This window comes from Bacillus sp. PK6-025 (assembly GCF_056530265.1).
Genome location: NZ_CP096509.1, coordinates 3,661,310 through 3,676,776, shown reverse-complemented (window position 1 = coordinate 3,676,776; position 15,467 = coordinate 3,661,310). Strand labels below are relative to the sequence as shown.

Below are 15,467 nucleotides of genomic sequence, written 5' to 3'. Positions count from 1 at the left end.
TATCTTGTGAAAATTTCGACAAAGGAGTCATCACATTGGAAAATCCAGCAGTTAGTCTACTGGTCGCTGTTTATAATACAGAAGCTTTTTTGCCGAATTGTTTGCAATCGCTGATCAGCCAGACCTTAAAAAATATCGAAATCATTATCGTTAATGACGGTTCAACAGACGGAAGCCAGAAGATCATTGATCATTACGCCCGAAAGGACGGACGCATCAAAACGATTCGGCAGGAGAATCAGGGCCTCGGCGCTGTCCGCAATAAAGGGATCGAAGCGGCGTCAGGCGAGTTCTTGGCATTCATCGACTCCGACGACTGGATTGAGCCGGACTATTGCCAATCTATGTATGAAAAAGCAAAGGATGAGGATGCCGACCTTGTCATCTGTGATTATGCCGTCGAAATTCAGGATACCGGAAAAACGGTCTGCCCGGACATCGGGAAAAACTATGAAGGAAAGCCGAAAGAGGCATTCATAAAAGCTTTATTAAAGGGTCAAGTAAGCGGCTTTTCCTGGAACAAGCTCTACAGGCGGAGCCTGATTGAGCAGCATAAGCTCGTTTTCCCGCTGCGCGACGAGCTGGAAAACATCGAAGATCAATACTTCAGCTTCAGATGCCTTCTATATGCGAATACGGCGGCGTTCGTGACTAAGCCGCTTTATCATTACAGGGTCCACCTGTCGTCCATCGTCCAAAAGTATCAGGCGGGGCTGTTTGAAGACGGGCTCGCTCTTTATGAAGCGAACCTTGACTGCCTGACAAAGCACGGAGAGCTTCCGGCTTTAAAGGAGGCGCTGCACGTCTTTATCGTCAACCACGGCTGCATCAGTATTTTAAATGAATGCAAGAGCCGAAACCAAAATCCTTCAATAGAAAAATATAAAAATATCCGCAGCATATGCGCCTGTCCGGAATTCAGGGGGAAAATTCCCGCGGTGGACATGTCGGCATTCGATTCGAAGAAGAAGCTTCTCCTTATGCTGATTCGCTTGCGGTTTATGCCGGCAGTGTATGGATTTGCGGCCATTTACCAGAAAATGATCGAGCACAGAATGAAGAAATAGGCGGTGAGGAAATGACCTTTCAGGAACTGAAGATCAATCTTGCAGAATGGCTTTTGCTCAAGGTGAAATATCCTTCTGAATATGTGATGGGAACGCCGGGTTTGAAGCGTTTTGATCAATACAAAGGCAAGAAAAAAATCATTCTGACTTTAATTCCGTCCCATGATAATTTGGGAGATCACGCGATTGCCCTGGCAAGCCGGACATTCATAGAAAACGAGTTTCCCGATTTTGAATTAATTGAAATCGGCATCAACGATATTTACAAACATGCAAAAGCCCTCATGCGCATCCGCCACCCCGAGGATATGGTGTTCATCATCGGCGGAGGAAACATGGGGGATTTGTACCGCAATGAGGAATGGACGAGGCGCTTTATTATCAAAACATTCAAGCATTATAAAATTGTCCAGCTCCCAGCCACCGCGCACTTTTCCGAGACGCCCCGCGGCAAAAAGGAGCTGAAAAGAGCGAAAAAAGTCTACAACTCCCATCGTCGGCTGTTTATGATGGCGCGCGATGATACAACCTATCAATTTATGAAACAGCATTTTTCAAAGCAAACGATTGTGAAGCAGCCTGATATGGTGCTTTATTTAAAGAAAGAACAGCAGTCTGAAAGAGACGGTGTGCTGGTTTGTTTAAGAGAGGATAAAGAAAGCTTTCTCAGACCGGAAGAGCGTGAAAAACTGATGAAGGCTGTCGGCGACGAATACGGCGGCGTGCAAACTTTTACAACGACGATCGGCAGGAGGGTCAGCCGCATGTCCCGCGAGAAGGAGCTGAATCGGCTTTGGGATCAGCTGAGAGGTGCGGAGGTCGTTGTGACAGACAGGCTGCACGGCATGATTTTTTGTGCGATTACAGGGACGCCGTGCGTTGTGATCCGCTCTTTTGATCATAAGGTGCTTGAAGGCTTTCGCTGGCTGAAAAGCGTTCCTTCGATGAAGCTTGTGGAAAATCCCGATGCGGCAGAGGTTCTCGGCGCAATTGAAGAGCTGATTAAGACCGGTGATTCGTATCGTGAGACTCCGTCAAGGGAGCATTATTTCACAGATTTAAGACAGAAAATTATGGGTGATGTCCAATGAAGCCATTCGTCAGTATCATTGTTCCGATGTACAATGTCGAAGATTATATAGAAGAATGCGTCGATTCGCTGCGCAGGCAGACGCTGAAAAATATTGAAATCATCCTTGTCGATGACGGCTCTCCCGACAGATCCGGGGAGATAGCGAGAAAGTACTGCAGCCTGGATGCCAGAGTGAAAGTGATTCATAAAAAAAACGGCGGGCTGAGCTCGGCGAGAAATGCCGGTCTTCAAGCCGCGACAGGAGATTATGTGGGATTTGTCGACGGTGATGATTTTGTATTGTCTGCCATGTTTGAAAACATGTACGCCGCTGCCAAAAAAGACGACCTTGATATCGTCATGTGCGGGTATCATAAACATTCCGATGCGGAAGACACCTATTTCCCGCCGCCGCTGCCGACCGATCGTCTCTTGTTGAGCTGGGATATTAAACGCGAGCTCAAAAAGGCGCACGAAACCCGCTTCATCTGGTATGTGTGGCGGAATTTGTACAGGCGCGATCTGCTGAAGAAAAACCAGTTGTACTTTTTTGAAGACATTCGTTTTGCAGAGGATTCGCCGTTCAATTTGTACGCCTTTTATGCAGCGAAACGGGTAAGAGCGATCGATGACGGCTACTACATGTACAGGTGCAATCCGGATAGCCTGACGGAGGTGCCGTTTAAACCGTACATGGACGAAAGCCTGAAAAGGCAGTACCGGGCGAAAAGGAGATTCTATGAGACGTTTCAGCTTTTGGATGAATGTGCGGACGATCTGGAAACGTACACATGCAAACATCAAATTCCGATGCTTTTAGCCAATGCCTGTGCGGAACCGAAGCCTTCAAAGCAGGTGAGGCGGCACATTAAAGACATTTTGTCTTACCGGATGGTGCAGTCGTGCGTCAAATCAACGTCTCTCCGCAACCGCAATCTTTTAATCGGCCAACGGCTCGTTTTATTGCTATGCAAGCTGAATATTCCGATCCTGCTCGAATTGTTTTTTAAACGAAATCTGCCCAGTAAGGGATGAGCCTTTTGAATAAGACATTTATTTTGAATCTCGGCGCCAATGTGGCGTCTTTTTTATTATCGGTGCTGTTTTCGATGTGGCTGACGCCTTATGTTATCAAGAACCTCGGTGTTGAGGCGTTTGGGTTTGTCCATCTCACGCAGAATATGATCAATTACTTTTCGATTATTACGGTTGCCTTGAGCGCGGTCGTTGTCCGGTTTTTTTCTGTTTCCGCCCACAGGGGGGCGCTTGATGAAGCGAGGGGCTATATGAATACCTACATCGTTTCATCACTGGTGCTTTCGGTCATCTTGTTTTTTCCGCTTGGCGGCACGGTGTTTTTTATCGATCAGATCATTCGCGTTCCCGCCGGTCTTTTGGGGGATGTGCAGATCGCGCTTTTGATCGGGAGCCTGCTGTTTTTATTGACCTTTGTGATGTCGGGATTTGCCGCCGGTCCGTTTTTTGCCAATAAAATCTATATTACAAGCACGATCCAGGCCGTCCAAATGCTGATTCGCGTCTTGAGCGTATTGTTGATTTTCGCGTGGTTTGCACCGAAGATCTGGCACATTCAGCTCGCCGCTCTTATCGCAACCGCTTCGGCGTGCATCCTGTCGATCTTTTTCTTTAAGAAATTGATCCCATGGTTTACGTTTCGTGTGAGGGATATGTCGTTTGCAAAGTGCAAAAAACTGCTGCAGGCGGGAGGATGGAGCTCCGTCAGCCAAGTCGGCGTCCTGCTGTTTCTGCAAATCGATTTAATGGTGGCGAATGTGATGCTGGGGGTTTCCGAATCCGGCATGTACGCCGCGATCATTCAGTTTCCGCTGTTATTGCGGACGCTTTCGGGAACGCTTGCGGCCGTATTTTCACCTACGATTACACTCTATTATTCAAAAGGCGACAAAGAAGGGCTCGTCCGCTATGCCAACCAGGCCGTCAGAATTAACGGCATTCTGCTCGCTTTGCCGGCTGCGCTTCTGGGCGGGCTTGCCGGCCCGTTTCTGTCGCTGTGGCTTGGCCCTTCATTCGAACATTTGAAATGGCTTTTACTGATACATGCGGGTTATTTGGTTGTTTCATTAAGCCCGGCGCCGCTTTTTTATATTTTTACCGCCTATAACAAGCTGAGAACACCGGCGCTGACCACGGTTGCCTTCGGCGTTGTCAATTTGCTGCTTGCCATCGTGCTGAGCGGACCGGCGGGACTCGGCCTTTACGGAATTGCGCTGGCCGGTGCGGCAGCTTTAATGCTGAAAAATGTCGTCTTCACTCCGATTTATGCGTCAAAGATTACGGGTGAAAGAAAAAGGGTTTTTTATAAAGGTATATACAGGCCGGTTGCCGGTGCTTCATTTACCTTGGCTGTCTGTTACGCTCTTCAATACTTATTTGCAATCGACAGCCTGCTGTCCCTGTTTGTCACGGCGCTTGCTGCGACGGGGACATACGGCCTGTTTGCCTATTTCGTCATGTTGACGAAAGCGGAACGGCATATTGTCACAACAAGGCTCCAAGCATTTCGATGCTCTTTATCCTTCCCGTTTCAAAAGGGATTTTTTAAATAAAAGAAAGGGGTGCGTTTTTCGTGCTAGCGAAACGGTTTTTCGATCTTTCATTGTCGGTTATTTTGCTGATCGCGCTCAGTCCGGCCATGATCCTGACAGCTTGCCTCATCAGATGGAAAATCGGCTCGCCTGTTTTATTTCGCCAAACCCGTCCGGGGCTGAATGGCGAGCCTTTTACATTATATAAATTCAGAACAATGACTGATGAAAGAGATGAAGCAGGCAATCTGCTAAGCGATGAAAAACGGCTGACAAAGACGGGGTGGCTGATCAGAAAAACGAGCCTTGACGAATTGCCGCAGCTGATCAACGTCATCAAAGGAGATCTCAGCCTCGTCGGGCCGCGGCCGCTTTTGATGGAGTATATTCCCCTCTATACGAAGCGGCAATGGAGACGGCATGAAGTCAAGCCGGGCATCACGGGCTGGGCGCAGATCAACGGGAGAAATAAAGTGACATGGGAGGAAAAGTTTGAACTTGATGTCTGGTATGTGGATCATCGTTCTTTTTTGCTTGATCTCAAAATCCTTTTGTTGACTGTCGTAAAAGTCTTGAAGTCGGAAGGCGTCAGCCAGGACCGCCATGTGACAGCAGAAAAATTTACGGGGAGAAGGAATGCCTGATGCAAAATGTAGTGATCATCGGAGCCGGCGGCCATGGGAAAGTCGTTCTGGATCTTGTAAAAGCACGGCCTGATACGGCGTTTGCCGGTATTCTCGATGACCGGTATGCGGAGCTTCATGTCGAGAACGGTCTGTATCGCGGTCCTTCAAGCGCAGCAGAAGAACTTGCGCGATTGCATCCGGACGTGAAGTTCGTCTTAGCTGTCGGTCAAAACGGCATCAGAAAGAAGCTGTATGAACGTCTCGGCCTTCCACTTGACCGGTATGCGGTTTTGATTCATCCGTCCGCCGTGATCAGCGGTTCGGCCCGGATTCAAAACGGCGCCGTTGTCATGGCGTCGAGCGTCATCCAAGCGGATGCCGACATCGGCATCCACACGATTGTCAACACAGGTGTGATCGTCGAACATGACAACCGGATCGGCGATTACGTTCATCTTTCGCCGGGAACGGTGTTAACCGGCGGTGTGACAGTTATGGAAGGCGCTCATCTCGGAGCGGGAACGGCGGTCATTCCCGGAAAGACAATCGGCCGCTGGAGCGTAACGGGAGCGGGATCATCCGTCATTCACGACATTCCTGATGATTGTACCGCTGTCGGAGTCCCTGCAAGAAAAATTAAATATCACAGCAGTAAAAAGGGTGAAAAACATGAGTCAGAATAAGCGAATTTATTTATCCCCGCCGCACATGAGCGGAGACGAAGAGCGCTATGTAGCTGAAGCGTTTCGGACAAACTGGATCGCGCCGCTCGGTCCCCTTGTCGATACATTCGAAGAAAAGCTTGCCGCCTATGCGGGGACGTCCGGTGCCGCGGCAGTCAGCTCAGGAACAGCCGCAATCCACCTGGCGTTGAAATTGCTCGGCGTCGGCAAAGGCGATACGGTCTTCTGTTCTTCCTTTACGTTTGTAGCGAGCGCCAATCCGATTATATATGAGCAGGCTGAGCCGGTTTTCATCGATTCTGAACGGGATACATGGAACATGTCGCCCGAGGCGCTTGAACGGGCGCTCGACGAAGCGGAGCGGGCCAGGAATCTTCCGAAAGCCGTCATCGTCGTCAACTTGTATGGCCAAAGCGCGAAAATGGACGAGATTATCGCGATTTGCGATCGATTTGCCGTCCCTGTTATTGAAGATGCGGCCGAATCGCTCGGTTCTGTTTATAAGGGCAGAAAAAGCGGAACCTTCGGACGCTTCGGCATTTATTCGTTCAACGGCAACAAAATCATCACCACATCAGGTGGAGGAATGCTTGTCAGCGATGACGAAGACGCTTTGAAGAAGGCGCGCTTTTTAGCCACTCAGGCGCGCGAGCCCGCCATTCATTATCAGCACGAAAAAGCGGGCTACAATTACCGGATGAGCAATGTCCTGGCCGGAATCGGCATCGCTCAGCTCGCCGTCCTGGATGACAGGGTACACGCCAGACGGGCGATCTTCGAGCGCTATCAGGAGGCGCTCGCCGGTATCGAAGGTATAGAATTCATGCCTGAAGCCGGCATGTCAAACCGCTGGCTCACGACATTAACGTTTGATACAGCAAAGATTCAAACAACACCGGCGGACATCATTGAACAGCTCGCAAATGAAAACATTGAAGCCCGGCCGTTATGGAAGCCGTTGCACAGACAGCCCCTTTTTAAAGGAGCGGCCTTTTATCAGCACGATGACCAAGGCTCTGTCTGCTGCGACTTATTTCAGCGCGGGCTCTGCCTGCCGTCAGGATCAAGTATGACGCGAAAAGAGCAGGACCGGGTGATTCAAATCGTGGCCGACCGGATTAAATATAAATGAGGTGCTAAACATGGCGATTACATATTCCATGGACAGCTTAAAGCATAAGCTGGCAGAAATTTTGGATGTCATCCCAAGACTTTCATCAGTCGTTTACTTGGACTACCCGCTCTATGGAAACGTCGGGGACTTATTGATCATGAAAGGAACGGAAGCTTTTTTTGAAGCATACGGCATCAAGGTGCGCGAAAGATGGAATGCAGAGAATTTTATTCCGGGCCGCCGCATTCCAAAGGACGCCATCATCGTTTGTCAGGGGGGCGGCAATTTCGGCGATTTGTACCCTCACTTTCAGCAGTTCAGGGAACGGGTTGTCGAACATTACCCGGACCACCGGATCGTCATTCTGCCGCAGTCGATTTATTATGAACATGAAGAAAATGCAAAAAAAAACGCGCGGCATTTTGGCGGCTCACCCGGATCTGCACTTATTCACGCGGGAAAAGGCATCCTTCGAATTTGCTCTCAAGCATTTCGAAGGGGTGAAAAACATCAGAATGATGCCCGATATGGCTCACCAGCTCTGGCCGATCGCGGCACCTGCCGAAAAGCCTTCTGAGTCCGTTCTGCGGTTGATCAGAACCGACAAAGAAGCAAACAGCAGCCTGCAAAAAGCAGAGGAGCCGGATACGTACGATTGGAACGTTATCTTGTCAGAAGGCGACAAACGCGGAATCAAACGCTTGCAGACGATCAATGTCCTCAACAAAAAAGCCGGCAATCCGCTGCCGATCGCTTCTTATTGGAAACGCTATTCGGACAGCCTCGTCGACAAATCAATCCGTTTTTTCAACCGCTATGAATCCGTCGTTACTTCAAGGCTGCACGGCCACATCTTATCGTGTCTGCTCGGAAAAGAAAATGTCGTGATTGACAACTCCTACGGAAAAAACGCAAATTACTACAACACATGGATGAAGGATATCCCGAGTACAAAACTGATTCAAAACAATCCGGAAGAAGCAGAAAAACCGCCTGTTTACGTATGACAGGCGGTTTTTTTTGCTATGCTTCTTCGCGCTTTACTTTGTTGTAGGCTTCATCCAAATGCTGAATCCGTTTTAAGACGACCGCGTTTTTTGTCAGCTGGTCTTGGACAAGCGTTGACACGACTGAACGGTAGTAGCTGTTCATTGCGTGAATTTTATCCTCATTTGGATGCATTTCAATATGGGTTTTAAAATTTTCTATGAAATAGGGCACAGAGAAAAGTTCTGTCAATGGTAACACTCCTTTTTTAAGTCTATACGGTACGGAACCGATCGTGTAAACTAATAGTGGGAGGGGAGATATGATGAACTTGCATGTACAGCAGCAGCAAACGGCAAAACTTCACTTGACGCAAGGGCTTGCCCAAGCCATTCATATGCTTCAGTATTCGTCGGCCGAGCTGAACAGCCGGATTGACGAACTCTCATTGGAAAACCCCCTGATCGAACGAAAAGACCCCGATATTCCCCGATCATTTTACCATAAAACGAATCGTCATTTGCAAAATGAAGGAATGAGCCGCTCTGAGACGGCGCATTCCCGTGAAGATATCAAAAGCGTCTTGAAACAGCAGGCGCTCGATCTCCGGCTGTCAAACCGGGAAAAGCGGATTTTCAGCTACCTGGTCGAATCCCTTGATCGAAACGGATATGTGACAGAAGACATCGCCTTTATCGCTTCCGAGCTGGCTGTCACCAGAGAAGAAGTGGAAGAAGTCTTGGGCAAGCTGCAGACTCTTGATCCGGCAGGCATCGGAGCGCGGTCGCTTCAGGAATGCATCCTGATCCAATTAAAGCGTCTGCCAAAGGAGACGGCAAAAGCGGAAAAAGTTATTTCCCTATACTTTGACCTGTTTGCCAAAAAAGGATGGAAAGAGCTGTCTGAGAGAGCGGGCCTTTCGCTCTCAGAGCTTCAGGACATACAAGATCTTGTTGCAGAGCTGTCGCCGCGTCCCGGATTGATGTATGGCACGGATGAAGGCGGAGTCTATATCGAGCCTGATGTCATCATTTCAGCCGAGGATGGAAAATTGGTGCTTGAGCTCAGCAGCCGTTCTTTTCCCGATATCCAGCTTAACGCGTTTTACGAGCCGTTTTTGCAGCGCCAGTCAAAAGACGAGGCGACCGTTTATATCTCTGATAAGTTCAAGCAGTGGAAATGGCTCGACAATGCCCTCAGGCAAAGACGGGAAACGATGCGGAGGGTGATGGCGGAAATTATGGTGCGTCAAAAAGATTATTTTTTAAAAGGGAAAGACGAACTGAAGCCGCTCACATTAAAAGAAGTCGCCGATGCCCTCGGGGTTCACGAATCAACAGTAAGCCGTGCAGTCAAAGGGAAAATCGTGCAGACGCCTTTTGAGCTGTGCGAGCTTAAACGGTTTTTTTCGGCGAAGGTAAAGGATGCCGCTGACGGACATACGTCAAGTCACACAGTCAAAGCGCATCTTCGTCGGCTGATCGATGAAGAAAATAAAATGAAACCGCTTTCAGACCAGAAGCTGGCCGATCTTTTAAACGAAAAGCACGGCATCGTCATATCGAGGCGGACCGTCGCCAAATACCGCGATCAGCTTAATATACTGCCTTCGTCTGTCAGAAAGAGATATCAATAAAGAAGCCGTCCGGCACGAACGCCGGCGGCTTTTTTACGGGATCATCCACGCAAACAGGTGATGCTGCAGGAACGTGATCATGCAAACCAGGAACAGAAGAAACAGGCTGTGTTTCAGTGTAAAGCGCAGCAAATCGGATTCCTTTCCTGCCAGTCCGACGGCTGCGCAGGCGACAGCAATCGACTGCGGAGAGATCATCTTTCCGGTGACGCCGCCCGAAGAGTTGGCCGCCACAGACAGCACCGGCTCCATTCCGACCGACTGTGCCGTCACTTTTTGCAGACTGCCGAACAGCAAATTGGCCGACGTATCTGAACCGGTTATAAAGACGCCGAGCCAGCCGAGAACGGGAGAAAAGAATGCGAACATTGAACCCGTCATCGCAAGGGACATGCCAAGTGTTGTGCTCATGCCCGAAGAGTTGGTGACATAGGCAAAACCGACAACGGAAGCGATCGTTAATATCGGCTTGCCGAGTTCTTTCAGCGATTCTGTAAACACGGCGCCCCATTCTTTCCAAGGCATGCCTGTGACAAACTTTGTCAGTACGGCGGCAATCAGGATCGCCGTTCCCGCCGATCCGGCGAGATCAAGTTTATAAAGAGCTTCAAGCGGTTTTCCGGAGCCATCGAGAATTTGATTGTGCAAAAAAGGCACACCGGGCGCGAACGTCAGCCTGCCGCCGATATCACTAATGAACAGCAGCAATGGATTTGACCCTTCGTAATGGCCTGTCAGCGCCTGTTTGACAGCTGGAATTCCCCAGATGGAGACCATTGCCGTGAGCAGCAAAAACGGTGTCCACGCCTTGAAAATCTGCCCAGCCGAGTATGAGGCCTTTTGATGTTCAAGCTGCTGCGCCTCCGCGGCAGCGGCCATTTCCTTTTCATGTGAAAATCTGAATATCGTTTTCGGTTTCCAAAATTTTAAGAATACAGCGAGCGCGATAAGCGATACGATGGCTGACAAAATATCCGGGAGCTCAGGCCCCAGAAAGTTTGAGCTTACATACTGTGTAACGGCAAAAGAGACACCCGACACGAGAATCGCCGGCAGCACTTCCCAAGCCCTTTTCAAGCCGCTCATGATGATAATCAAATAAAACGGAATAAATACAGATAAAAACGGGAGCTGGCGTCCGACCATTTTTGAAATGTCCATCGCAGGAATCCCCGTCGGCCCTTCAACCGCGATAATCGGAATGCCGATCGCTCCGAAAGCGACAGGCGCCGTGTTAGCGATCAGGCATATGCCCGCCGCGTACAACGGATTGAAGCCGAGGCCGACAAGCAATGCGGCCGAGATCGCGACAGGGGCGCCGAAGCCTGCCGCTCCTTCTAAAAACGCCCCGAATGAAAACGCTATCAAAAGTGCTTGCAAACGGCGGTCATCTGTGATCGATAATACCGAGCTCCTGATGATTTCAAATTGGCCGGTTTTGACTGTAAGCTTGTACAAAAAAACGGAAGTCACAATGATCCAGCCGATCGGAAGCAGCCCGTAAACCGCCCCTTGTGAAGCCGACATCACAGCCTGATGAGCGGGCATGCCGTATACGAAAACGGCCAGCGCGAGCGCAATCAGCAAAGTCGACACACCCGCTGTATGCCCTTTCATTCTTTTGATTGCCAGAGCCCAGAAAAAATACAAAATCGGTATAAGCGCTGCAAGCGAAGAGAGCAGCAAACTGTTCCCCAGCGGAGTATAATCTTGCGTCCATCCCATCTCCAATTCCCCCTTTGTTCAAAGTCTCACTCAGTCATCTGATGACATGATGATAAGACTGATCATTTAGCATTATATTTCTCAATGTCATAAATTACAATCTTTTTTTGCATGGAGCCGAAGTCTATATGTTCCGGACGGAAAGAACGGTATAATAAAAAATAGCGCATCATGCCCAGTCTGGTTACGAGGTGAAAAAAGTTGAAATACAAACAAATCAAGACGAAAAAAATATACGAAGAAGTCGCAGAAGCGCTTCTTGAATCGATTAAAAGCGGAGAGCTTGAGCCAGGTGATAAGCTTGACTCCGTTCAGGCGCTCGCCGAAAGCTTTCAGGTCAGCCGTTCGGCCGTCAGGGAAGCGCTGTCTGCGTTAAAAGCGATGGGGATGGTCGAAATGAAGCAGGGGGAAGGAACGTATGTGAAAAGGTTTGAGCCTGAGCAAATTTCCATCCCCCTTTCGGCTGCGCTTTTGATGAAAAAGAAAGACGTCGCTGAACTGCTCGAAGTCCGTAAGATTCTTGAAATCGGAGCTGTTTCAAGTGCGGCTCAAAAACGCACAGAAGAAGATCTCGGGCGCATGCAGGCCGCACTTGAGGATATGAAGCAGGCGGATGGGAACGGCGAACTTGGCGAAAAAGCCGACCTCGCGTTTCATCTTGCGCTTGCCGGCGCCTCGCAAAACGATCTGCTGAAAGGCTTGATGAATCATGTGTCATCACTCTTAATTGAGACGATGAGGGAGACGCGCAAAATTTGGCTGTTCTCGAAGAACACAACCGTTAAGCGCCTTTATGAGGAACACGATGCCATCTATCAGGCTGTGATGGAAAAAGACGGCCAACAAGCAGAACAGGCGATGCACAATCATCTGACGAATGTGGAAAATGTGCTGGCCTCATATTTTGAAGAAACGAAACAGGCCGACGAGCCGGCCATATAAGCAGCGGCCCGAGTGAAAACGAAAAAGAAACCCCTTTCAAAAAATTTTACCAAGGTGTAAGATGGAGAAAGAGGGTTTTCTAACCAAGTCATCAGATGACCTGATTTATCGGGTTGGAGAGGGGATCAAGATGAAAGTATCACTGTTTATCACGTGTTTGGTTGACATGTTTCAGTCAAATGTCGGAAAAGCGACGGTTGAACTGCTTGAGCGGCTCGGATGTGAAGTGGATTTTCCCGAAGGGCAGATTTGCTGTGGCCAGCCTGCGTACAACAGCGGCTATGTCAAAGATTCCAAAAAAGCGATGAGACGGATGATTGAGACATTTGAATCAGCCGAATACGTCGTCAGCCCTTCAGGATCGTGCGCTTTTATGTTCAAAGAGTATCCGCACCTTTTCCGGGATGAGCCGGCCTGGGCGGAAAAAGCGCAGCGGCTGGCTGACAAAACGTATGAGCTGACCGATTTTATCGTCAACGTTTTGAAGGTTGAAGACGTTGGGGCGACACTTGAGAAAAAGGCGACTTATCATACGTCATGCCATATGACAAGGCTTTTGGGCGTCACAGACGCGCCGATGAAGCTGCTTCGGCATGTGAAGGGACTGGAGTTCACGCCGCTGCCGCGCAAACACGACTGCTGCGGATTCGGGGGGACTTTTTCGGTGAAGATGTCGCAAATATCCGAACAGATGGTCGATGAGAAAGTGGCGTGTGTCGAAGAAACCGCCGCAGATGTGTTAATCGGGGCGGACTGCGGCTGCTTGATGAATATCGGCGGACGGATCGGGAGAAAGAACAAGCCGATTGAAGTCATGCACATCGCAGAAGTGCTGAACAGCAGATAAACAGACATCCGGTCATTTCACAGATAGAGGGGGACATTCGTTATGGCAATGAAGATCGGAACGCAGAAATTTAAAGAGCGCGTATCAGACGGGCTCGAAAACGAGTTTATGAGGGGGGCTGTTTCAAGTGCGCAGGAGCGCTTGAGAGCGCGCCGTCTTGAGGCGGCGGAAGAGCTCGGGAACTGGGAAGAATGGCGGTCTCAGGCCGAGGAAATCAGGCAGCACGTGCTCGAAAACCTGGACTACTACCTAGAACAGCTCGCCGAAAATGTCGCCAAAAAAGGCGGGTACGTATTCTTTGCACAGACGGCCGAAGAAGCGACAGGCTATATTCGCGATGTCGTGAAAAAGAAAAACGGCAAAAAAATCGTGAAATCAAAATCAATGGTGACCGAAGAAATCAACATGAACGAGGCGCTTGAACGCGACGGCTGCGAAGTGGTCGAAACCGATTTGGGCGAATACATCCTCCAAATCGATGATCATGATCCGCCGTCACATATCGTCGCACCTGCTTTGCATAAAAACAAAGAGCAAATCCGCGACGTCTTCAAAGAGCGGATCGGCTACCGCAACACCGAAAAGCCGGAAGAGCTTGTCATGCATGCGCGCGCCGTGCTCAGAAAGAAATTTCTCGAGGCTGACATCGGCATTACGGGCTGCAATTTTGCGATTGCCGATACGGGGTCTGTCAGCCTTGTCACAAACGAGGGAAACGGACGTCTCGTCACGACCGTTCCGAAGACGCAGATTACCGTGATGGGGATGGAGCGGATCGTCCCTTCATTCGACGAGTTTGAGGTTCTCGTCGGCATGCTCACAAGAAGCGCGGTTGGACAGCGGCTGACAAGCTATATCACGGCGCTGACAGGGCCGCGGCTGCCCGGTGAAGCGGACGGACCCGAAGAGTTTCACCTCGTCATCATTGACAACGGGCGTTCGAACATTCTCGGAACGGAGTTTCAATCCGTCCTCCAATGCATCCGCTGTGCGGCCTGCATCAATGTTTGTCCCGTATACCGCCATGTCGGCGGGCATTCTTACGGTTCGATCTATTCAGGCCCGATCGGAGCCGTATTGTCGCCGCTGCTCGGCGGATATGACGATTATAAAGAACTGCCGTACGCCTCTTCGTTATGTGCGGCATGCTCTGAAGCATGTCCGGTAAAAATCCCGCTTCACGAACTGCTTCTGAAGCACCGGCAGCGCATCGTTGAAAAAGAAGGGCGCGCACCGATATCCGAGAAGCTCGCGATGAAAGCGTTCGGCTTGGGAACTTCTGCGCCATCTCTATATAAAATGGGCTCCAAATGGGCGCCGGCAGCCATGAAGCCGTTTAACGAAGACGGCAAAATAACGAAGGGACCGGGTCCGTTAAAACAGTGGACCCAGATTCGCGACTTCCCCGCGCCGAACAAGTCAAGGTTCCGCGACTGGTTTGAGGACAGACGGAAAGAGAAAGGGGAAGACAGATGACAAACGGAACAATCCAAAATAAAGACGGCTTTTTAAACCGGATTGCGGAAAGGCTCGGCCGCAACAGGCGTTCGGCAGGTGTCACCGTTCCCGATTATACGTATCAGCCGCAGCACCGGGTATATCAAGGCTATACACAGGATGAGCTTGTCGGCGTCTTAAAGGACCACTGCCGAAAGATTCATACGGAGCTGATTGAAACGGATGTCATCGGCTTGCATGATGCCTTGTATGAACAAACATCACGATTTGGAGGCGGGCCTGTCATCATTCCGAAAGATGACCGTTTTAAAGAGTACGGACTGTCAGGCCTGTTAACAGACAAGTGGCCGAATGAGGGGACAAAAGTGTGGGAATGGAATGCAGCGGCCGGAGATGAAAATATCCAGCGGGCCGAACAGGCTAACATCGGCGTGACATTCAGCGAGATCACGCTTGCTGAATCCGGAACGGTCGTCCTCTTCAGTTCAAAAGACAAAGGACGATCTGTCAGCTTGCTGCCGACGACATATATCGCGATCGTCCCGAAAAGCACCATCGTCCCGCGGATGACACAGGCAAGCGCAATGATCAAACAAAAGGTTGCAGACGGCGACGTCATCCCGTCCTGCATCAACTATGTCACTGGACCGAGCAATTCAGCCGACATCGAAATGGACCTTGTAGTCGGTGTCCACGGCCCGGTAAAAGCGGCATATATTGTCGTGACTGACCGGTAATTAGAC

14 protein-coding genes and 1 pseudogene are annotated in these 15,467 nt (G+C 49.9%); 13 read left to right on the top strand and 2 right to left on the bottom strand.

What is annotated here, in order from left to right; all coding sequences use genetic code 11:
* Nucleotides 1–35 precede the first annotated feature (35 nt).
* The 8 genes and pseudogenes from M1D67_RS18885 (at nucleotide 36) to M1D67_RS18850 (ending at nucleotide 8,136) form a co-directional block, all read left to right on the top strand.
* Nucleotides 36–1,067: a glycosyltransferase family 2 protein gene (locus M1D67_RS18885; RefSeq protein WP_020453025.1), complete on the top strand. Its 1,032-nt coding sequence runs from the start codon at nucleotides 36–38 to the stop codon at nucleotides 1,065–1,067.
* An 11-nt stretch (nucleotides 1,068–1,078) separates the two neighbouring features.
* Nucleotides 1,079–2,158: a polysaccharide pyruvyl transferase family protein gene (locus M1D67_RS18880; RefSeq protein WP_020453024.1), complete on the top strand. Its 1,080-nt coding sequence runs from the start codon at nucleotides 1,079–1,081 to the stop codon at nucleotides 2,156–2,158.
* A complete protein-coding gene (locus M1D67_RS18875; protein ID WP_020453023.1) occupies nucleotides 2,155–3,174 on the top strand; it encodes a glycosyltransferase in 1,020 nt (339 codons plus the stop codon). Before M1D67_RS18880 ends, M1D67_RS18875 begins: the two co-directional genes overlap by 4 nt.
* Entirely contained in the window at nucleotides 3,171–4,727 is a 1,557-nt protein-coding gene (locus tag M1D67_RS18870) for an MATE family efflux transporter (protein WP_031305047.1), read from the top strand. The genes M1D67_RS18875 and M1D67_RS18870 overlap by 4 nt, the downstream gene beginning before the upstream one ends.
* A gap of 20 nt (nucleotides 4,728–4,747) precedes the next feature.
* Nucleotides 4,748–5,350, top strand: a complete 603-nt coding sequence (locus M1D67_RS18865; protein ID WP_479831449.1) for a sugar transferase — start codon at nucleotides 4,748–4,750, stop codon at nucleotides 5,348–5,350.
* Entirely contained in the window at nucleotides 5,350–6,015 is a 666-nt protein-coding gene (locus M1D67_RS18860; protein ID WP_479831448.1) for an acetyltransferase, read from the top strand. Before M1D67_RS18865 ends, M1D67_RS18860 begins: the two co-directional genes overlap by 1 nt.
* On the top strand, nucleotides 6,002–7,147 hold the full coding sequence (locus M1D67_RS18855; RefSeq protein WP_271725381.1) for a DegT/DnrJ/EryC1/StrS family aminotransferase: 1,146 nt from the start codon (nucleotides 6,002–6,004) through the stop codon (nucleotides 7,145–7,147). The genes M1D67_RS18860 and M1D67_RS18855 overlap by 14 nt, the downstream gene beginning before the upstream one ends.
* A 10-nt stretch (nucleotides 7,148–7,157) precedes the next feature.
* Nucleotides 7,158–8,136, top strand: a pseudogene (locus M1D67_RS18850) (polysaccharide pyruvyl transferase family protein).
* Nucleotides 8,137–8,152: 16 nt separating this feature from the next.
* Here the strand turns inward: M1D67_RS18850 and yvfG are convergent.
* Complete coding sequence (gene yvfG, locus M1D67_RS18845) at nucleotides 8,153–8,368, bottom strand: protein YvfG (RefSeq protein ID WP_003185491.1); 216 nt, start codon at nucleotides 8,366–8,368, stop codon at nucleotides 8,153–8,155.
* A 73-nt stretch (nucleotides 8,369–8,441) separates the two neighbouring features.
* Here yvfG and rpoN point away from each other — a divergent pair, with 73 nt between their 5' ends.
* Complete coding sequence (gene rpoN / locus M1D67_RS18840) at nucleotides 8,442–9,752, top strand: RNA polymerase factor sigma-54 (protein WP_026580131.1); 1,311 nt, start codon at nucleotides 8,442–8,444, stop codon at nucleotides 9,750–9,752.
* A 33-nt stretch (nucleotides 9,753–9,785) separates the two neighbouring features.
* Here rpoN and lutP read toward each other — a convergent pair whose 3' ends face one another.
* On the bottom strand, nucleotides 9,786–11,477 hold the full coding sequence (gene lutP / locus M1D67_RS18835) for an L-lactate permease LutP (RefSeq protein ID WP_020453016.1): 1,692 nt from the start codon (nucleotides 11,475–11,477) through the stop codon (nucleotides 9,786–9,788).
* A 201-nt stretch (nucleotides 11,478–11,678) separates the two neighbouring features.
* On the opposite strand from lutP, the gene lutR reads away from it, so the two are divergent.
* The 4 genes from lutR to M1D67_RS18815 all read left to right on the top strand — a co-directional run bounded on the left by lutR (nucleotide 11,679) and on the right by M1D67_RS18815 (nucleotide 15,461).
* A complete protein-coding gene (lutR, locus tag M1D67_RS18830; protein ID WP_023856328.1) occupies nucleotides 11,679–12,419 on the top strand; it encodes an L-lactate utilization/bacilysin biosynthesis transcriptional regulator LutR in 741 nt (246 codons plus the stop codon).
* Between the two features lie 130 nt (nucleotides 12,420–12,549).
* The gene (locus M1D67_RS18825) at nucleotides 12,550–13,266 is read left to right on the top strand and encodes a (Fe-S)-binding protein (RefSeq protein ID WP_020453014.1); all 717 of its coding nucleotides are present in this window, start codon (nucleotides 12,550–12,552) and stop codon (nucleotides 13,264–13,266) included.
* Between the two features lie 42 nt (nucleotides 13,267–13,308).
* Nucleotides 13,309–14,742 (top strand): LutB/LldF family L-lactate oxidation iron-sulfur protein, encoded by a 1,434-nt coding sequence (locus M1D67_RS18820; RefSeq protein ID WP_020453013.1) that lies wholly within the window; start codon nucleotides 13,309–13,311, stop codon nucleotides 14,740–14,742.
* The gene (locus tag M1D67_RS18815) at nucleotides 14,739–15,461 is read left to right on the top strand and encodes a LutC/YkgG family protein (RefSeq protein WP_479831447.1); all 723 of its coding nucleotides are present in this window, start codon (nucleotides 14,739–14,741) and stop codon (nucleotides 15,459–15,461) included. Before M1D67_RS18820 ends, M1D67_RS18815 begins: the two co-directional genes overlap by 4 nt.
* Nucleotides 15,462–15,467: the final 6 nt, after the last annotated feature.

Bases quoted from the DNA above. Each gene is read 5' to 3' on its own strand.
- M1D67_RS18880 (WP_020453024.1), top strand. From the start codon at position 1,079: ATGACCTTTCAGGAACTGAAGATCAATCTTGCAGAATGGCTTTTGCTC.
- M1D67_RS18875 (WP_020453023.1), top strand. From the start codon at position 2,155: ATGAAGCCATTCGTCAGTATCATTGTTCCGATGTACAATGTCGAAGAT.
- M1D67_RS18870 (WP_031305047.1), top strand. From the start codon at position 3,171: ATGAGCCTTTTGAATAAGACATTTATTTTGAATCTCGGCGCCAATGTG.
- M1D67_RS18860 (WP_479831448.1), top strand. From the start codon at position 5,350: ATGCAAAATGTAGTGATCATCGGAGCCGGCGGCCATGGGAAAGTCGTT.
- M1D67_RS18855 (WP_271725381.1), top strand. From the start codon at position 6,002: ATGAGTCAGAATAAGCGAATTTATTTATCCCCGCCGCACATGAGCGGA.
- rpoN (WP_026580131.1), top strand. From the start codon at position 8,442: ATGAACTTGCATGTACAGCAGCAGCAAACGGCAAAACTTCACTTGACG.
- lutP (WP_020453016.1), bottom strand. From the start codon at position 11,477: ATGGGATGGACGCAAGATTATACTCCGCTGGGGAACAGTTTGCTGCTC.
- M1D67_RS18825 (WP_020453014.1), top strand. From the start codon at position 12,550: ATGAAAGTATCACTGTTTATCACGTGTTTGGTTGACATGTTTCAGTCA.
- M1D67_RS18820 (WP_020453013.1), top strand. From the start codon at position 13,309: ATGGCAATGAAGATCGGAACGCAGAAATTTAAAGAGCGCGTATCAGAC.
- M1D67_RS18815 (WP_479831447.1), top strand. From the start codon at position 14,739: ATGACAAACGGAACAATCCAAAATAAAGACGGCTTTTTAAACCGGATT.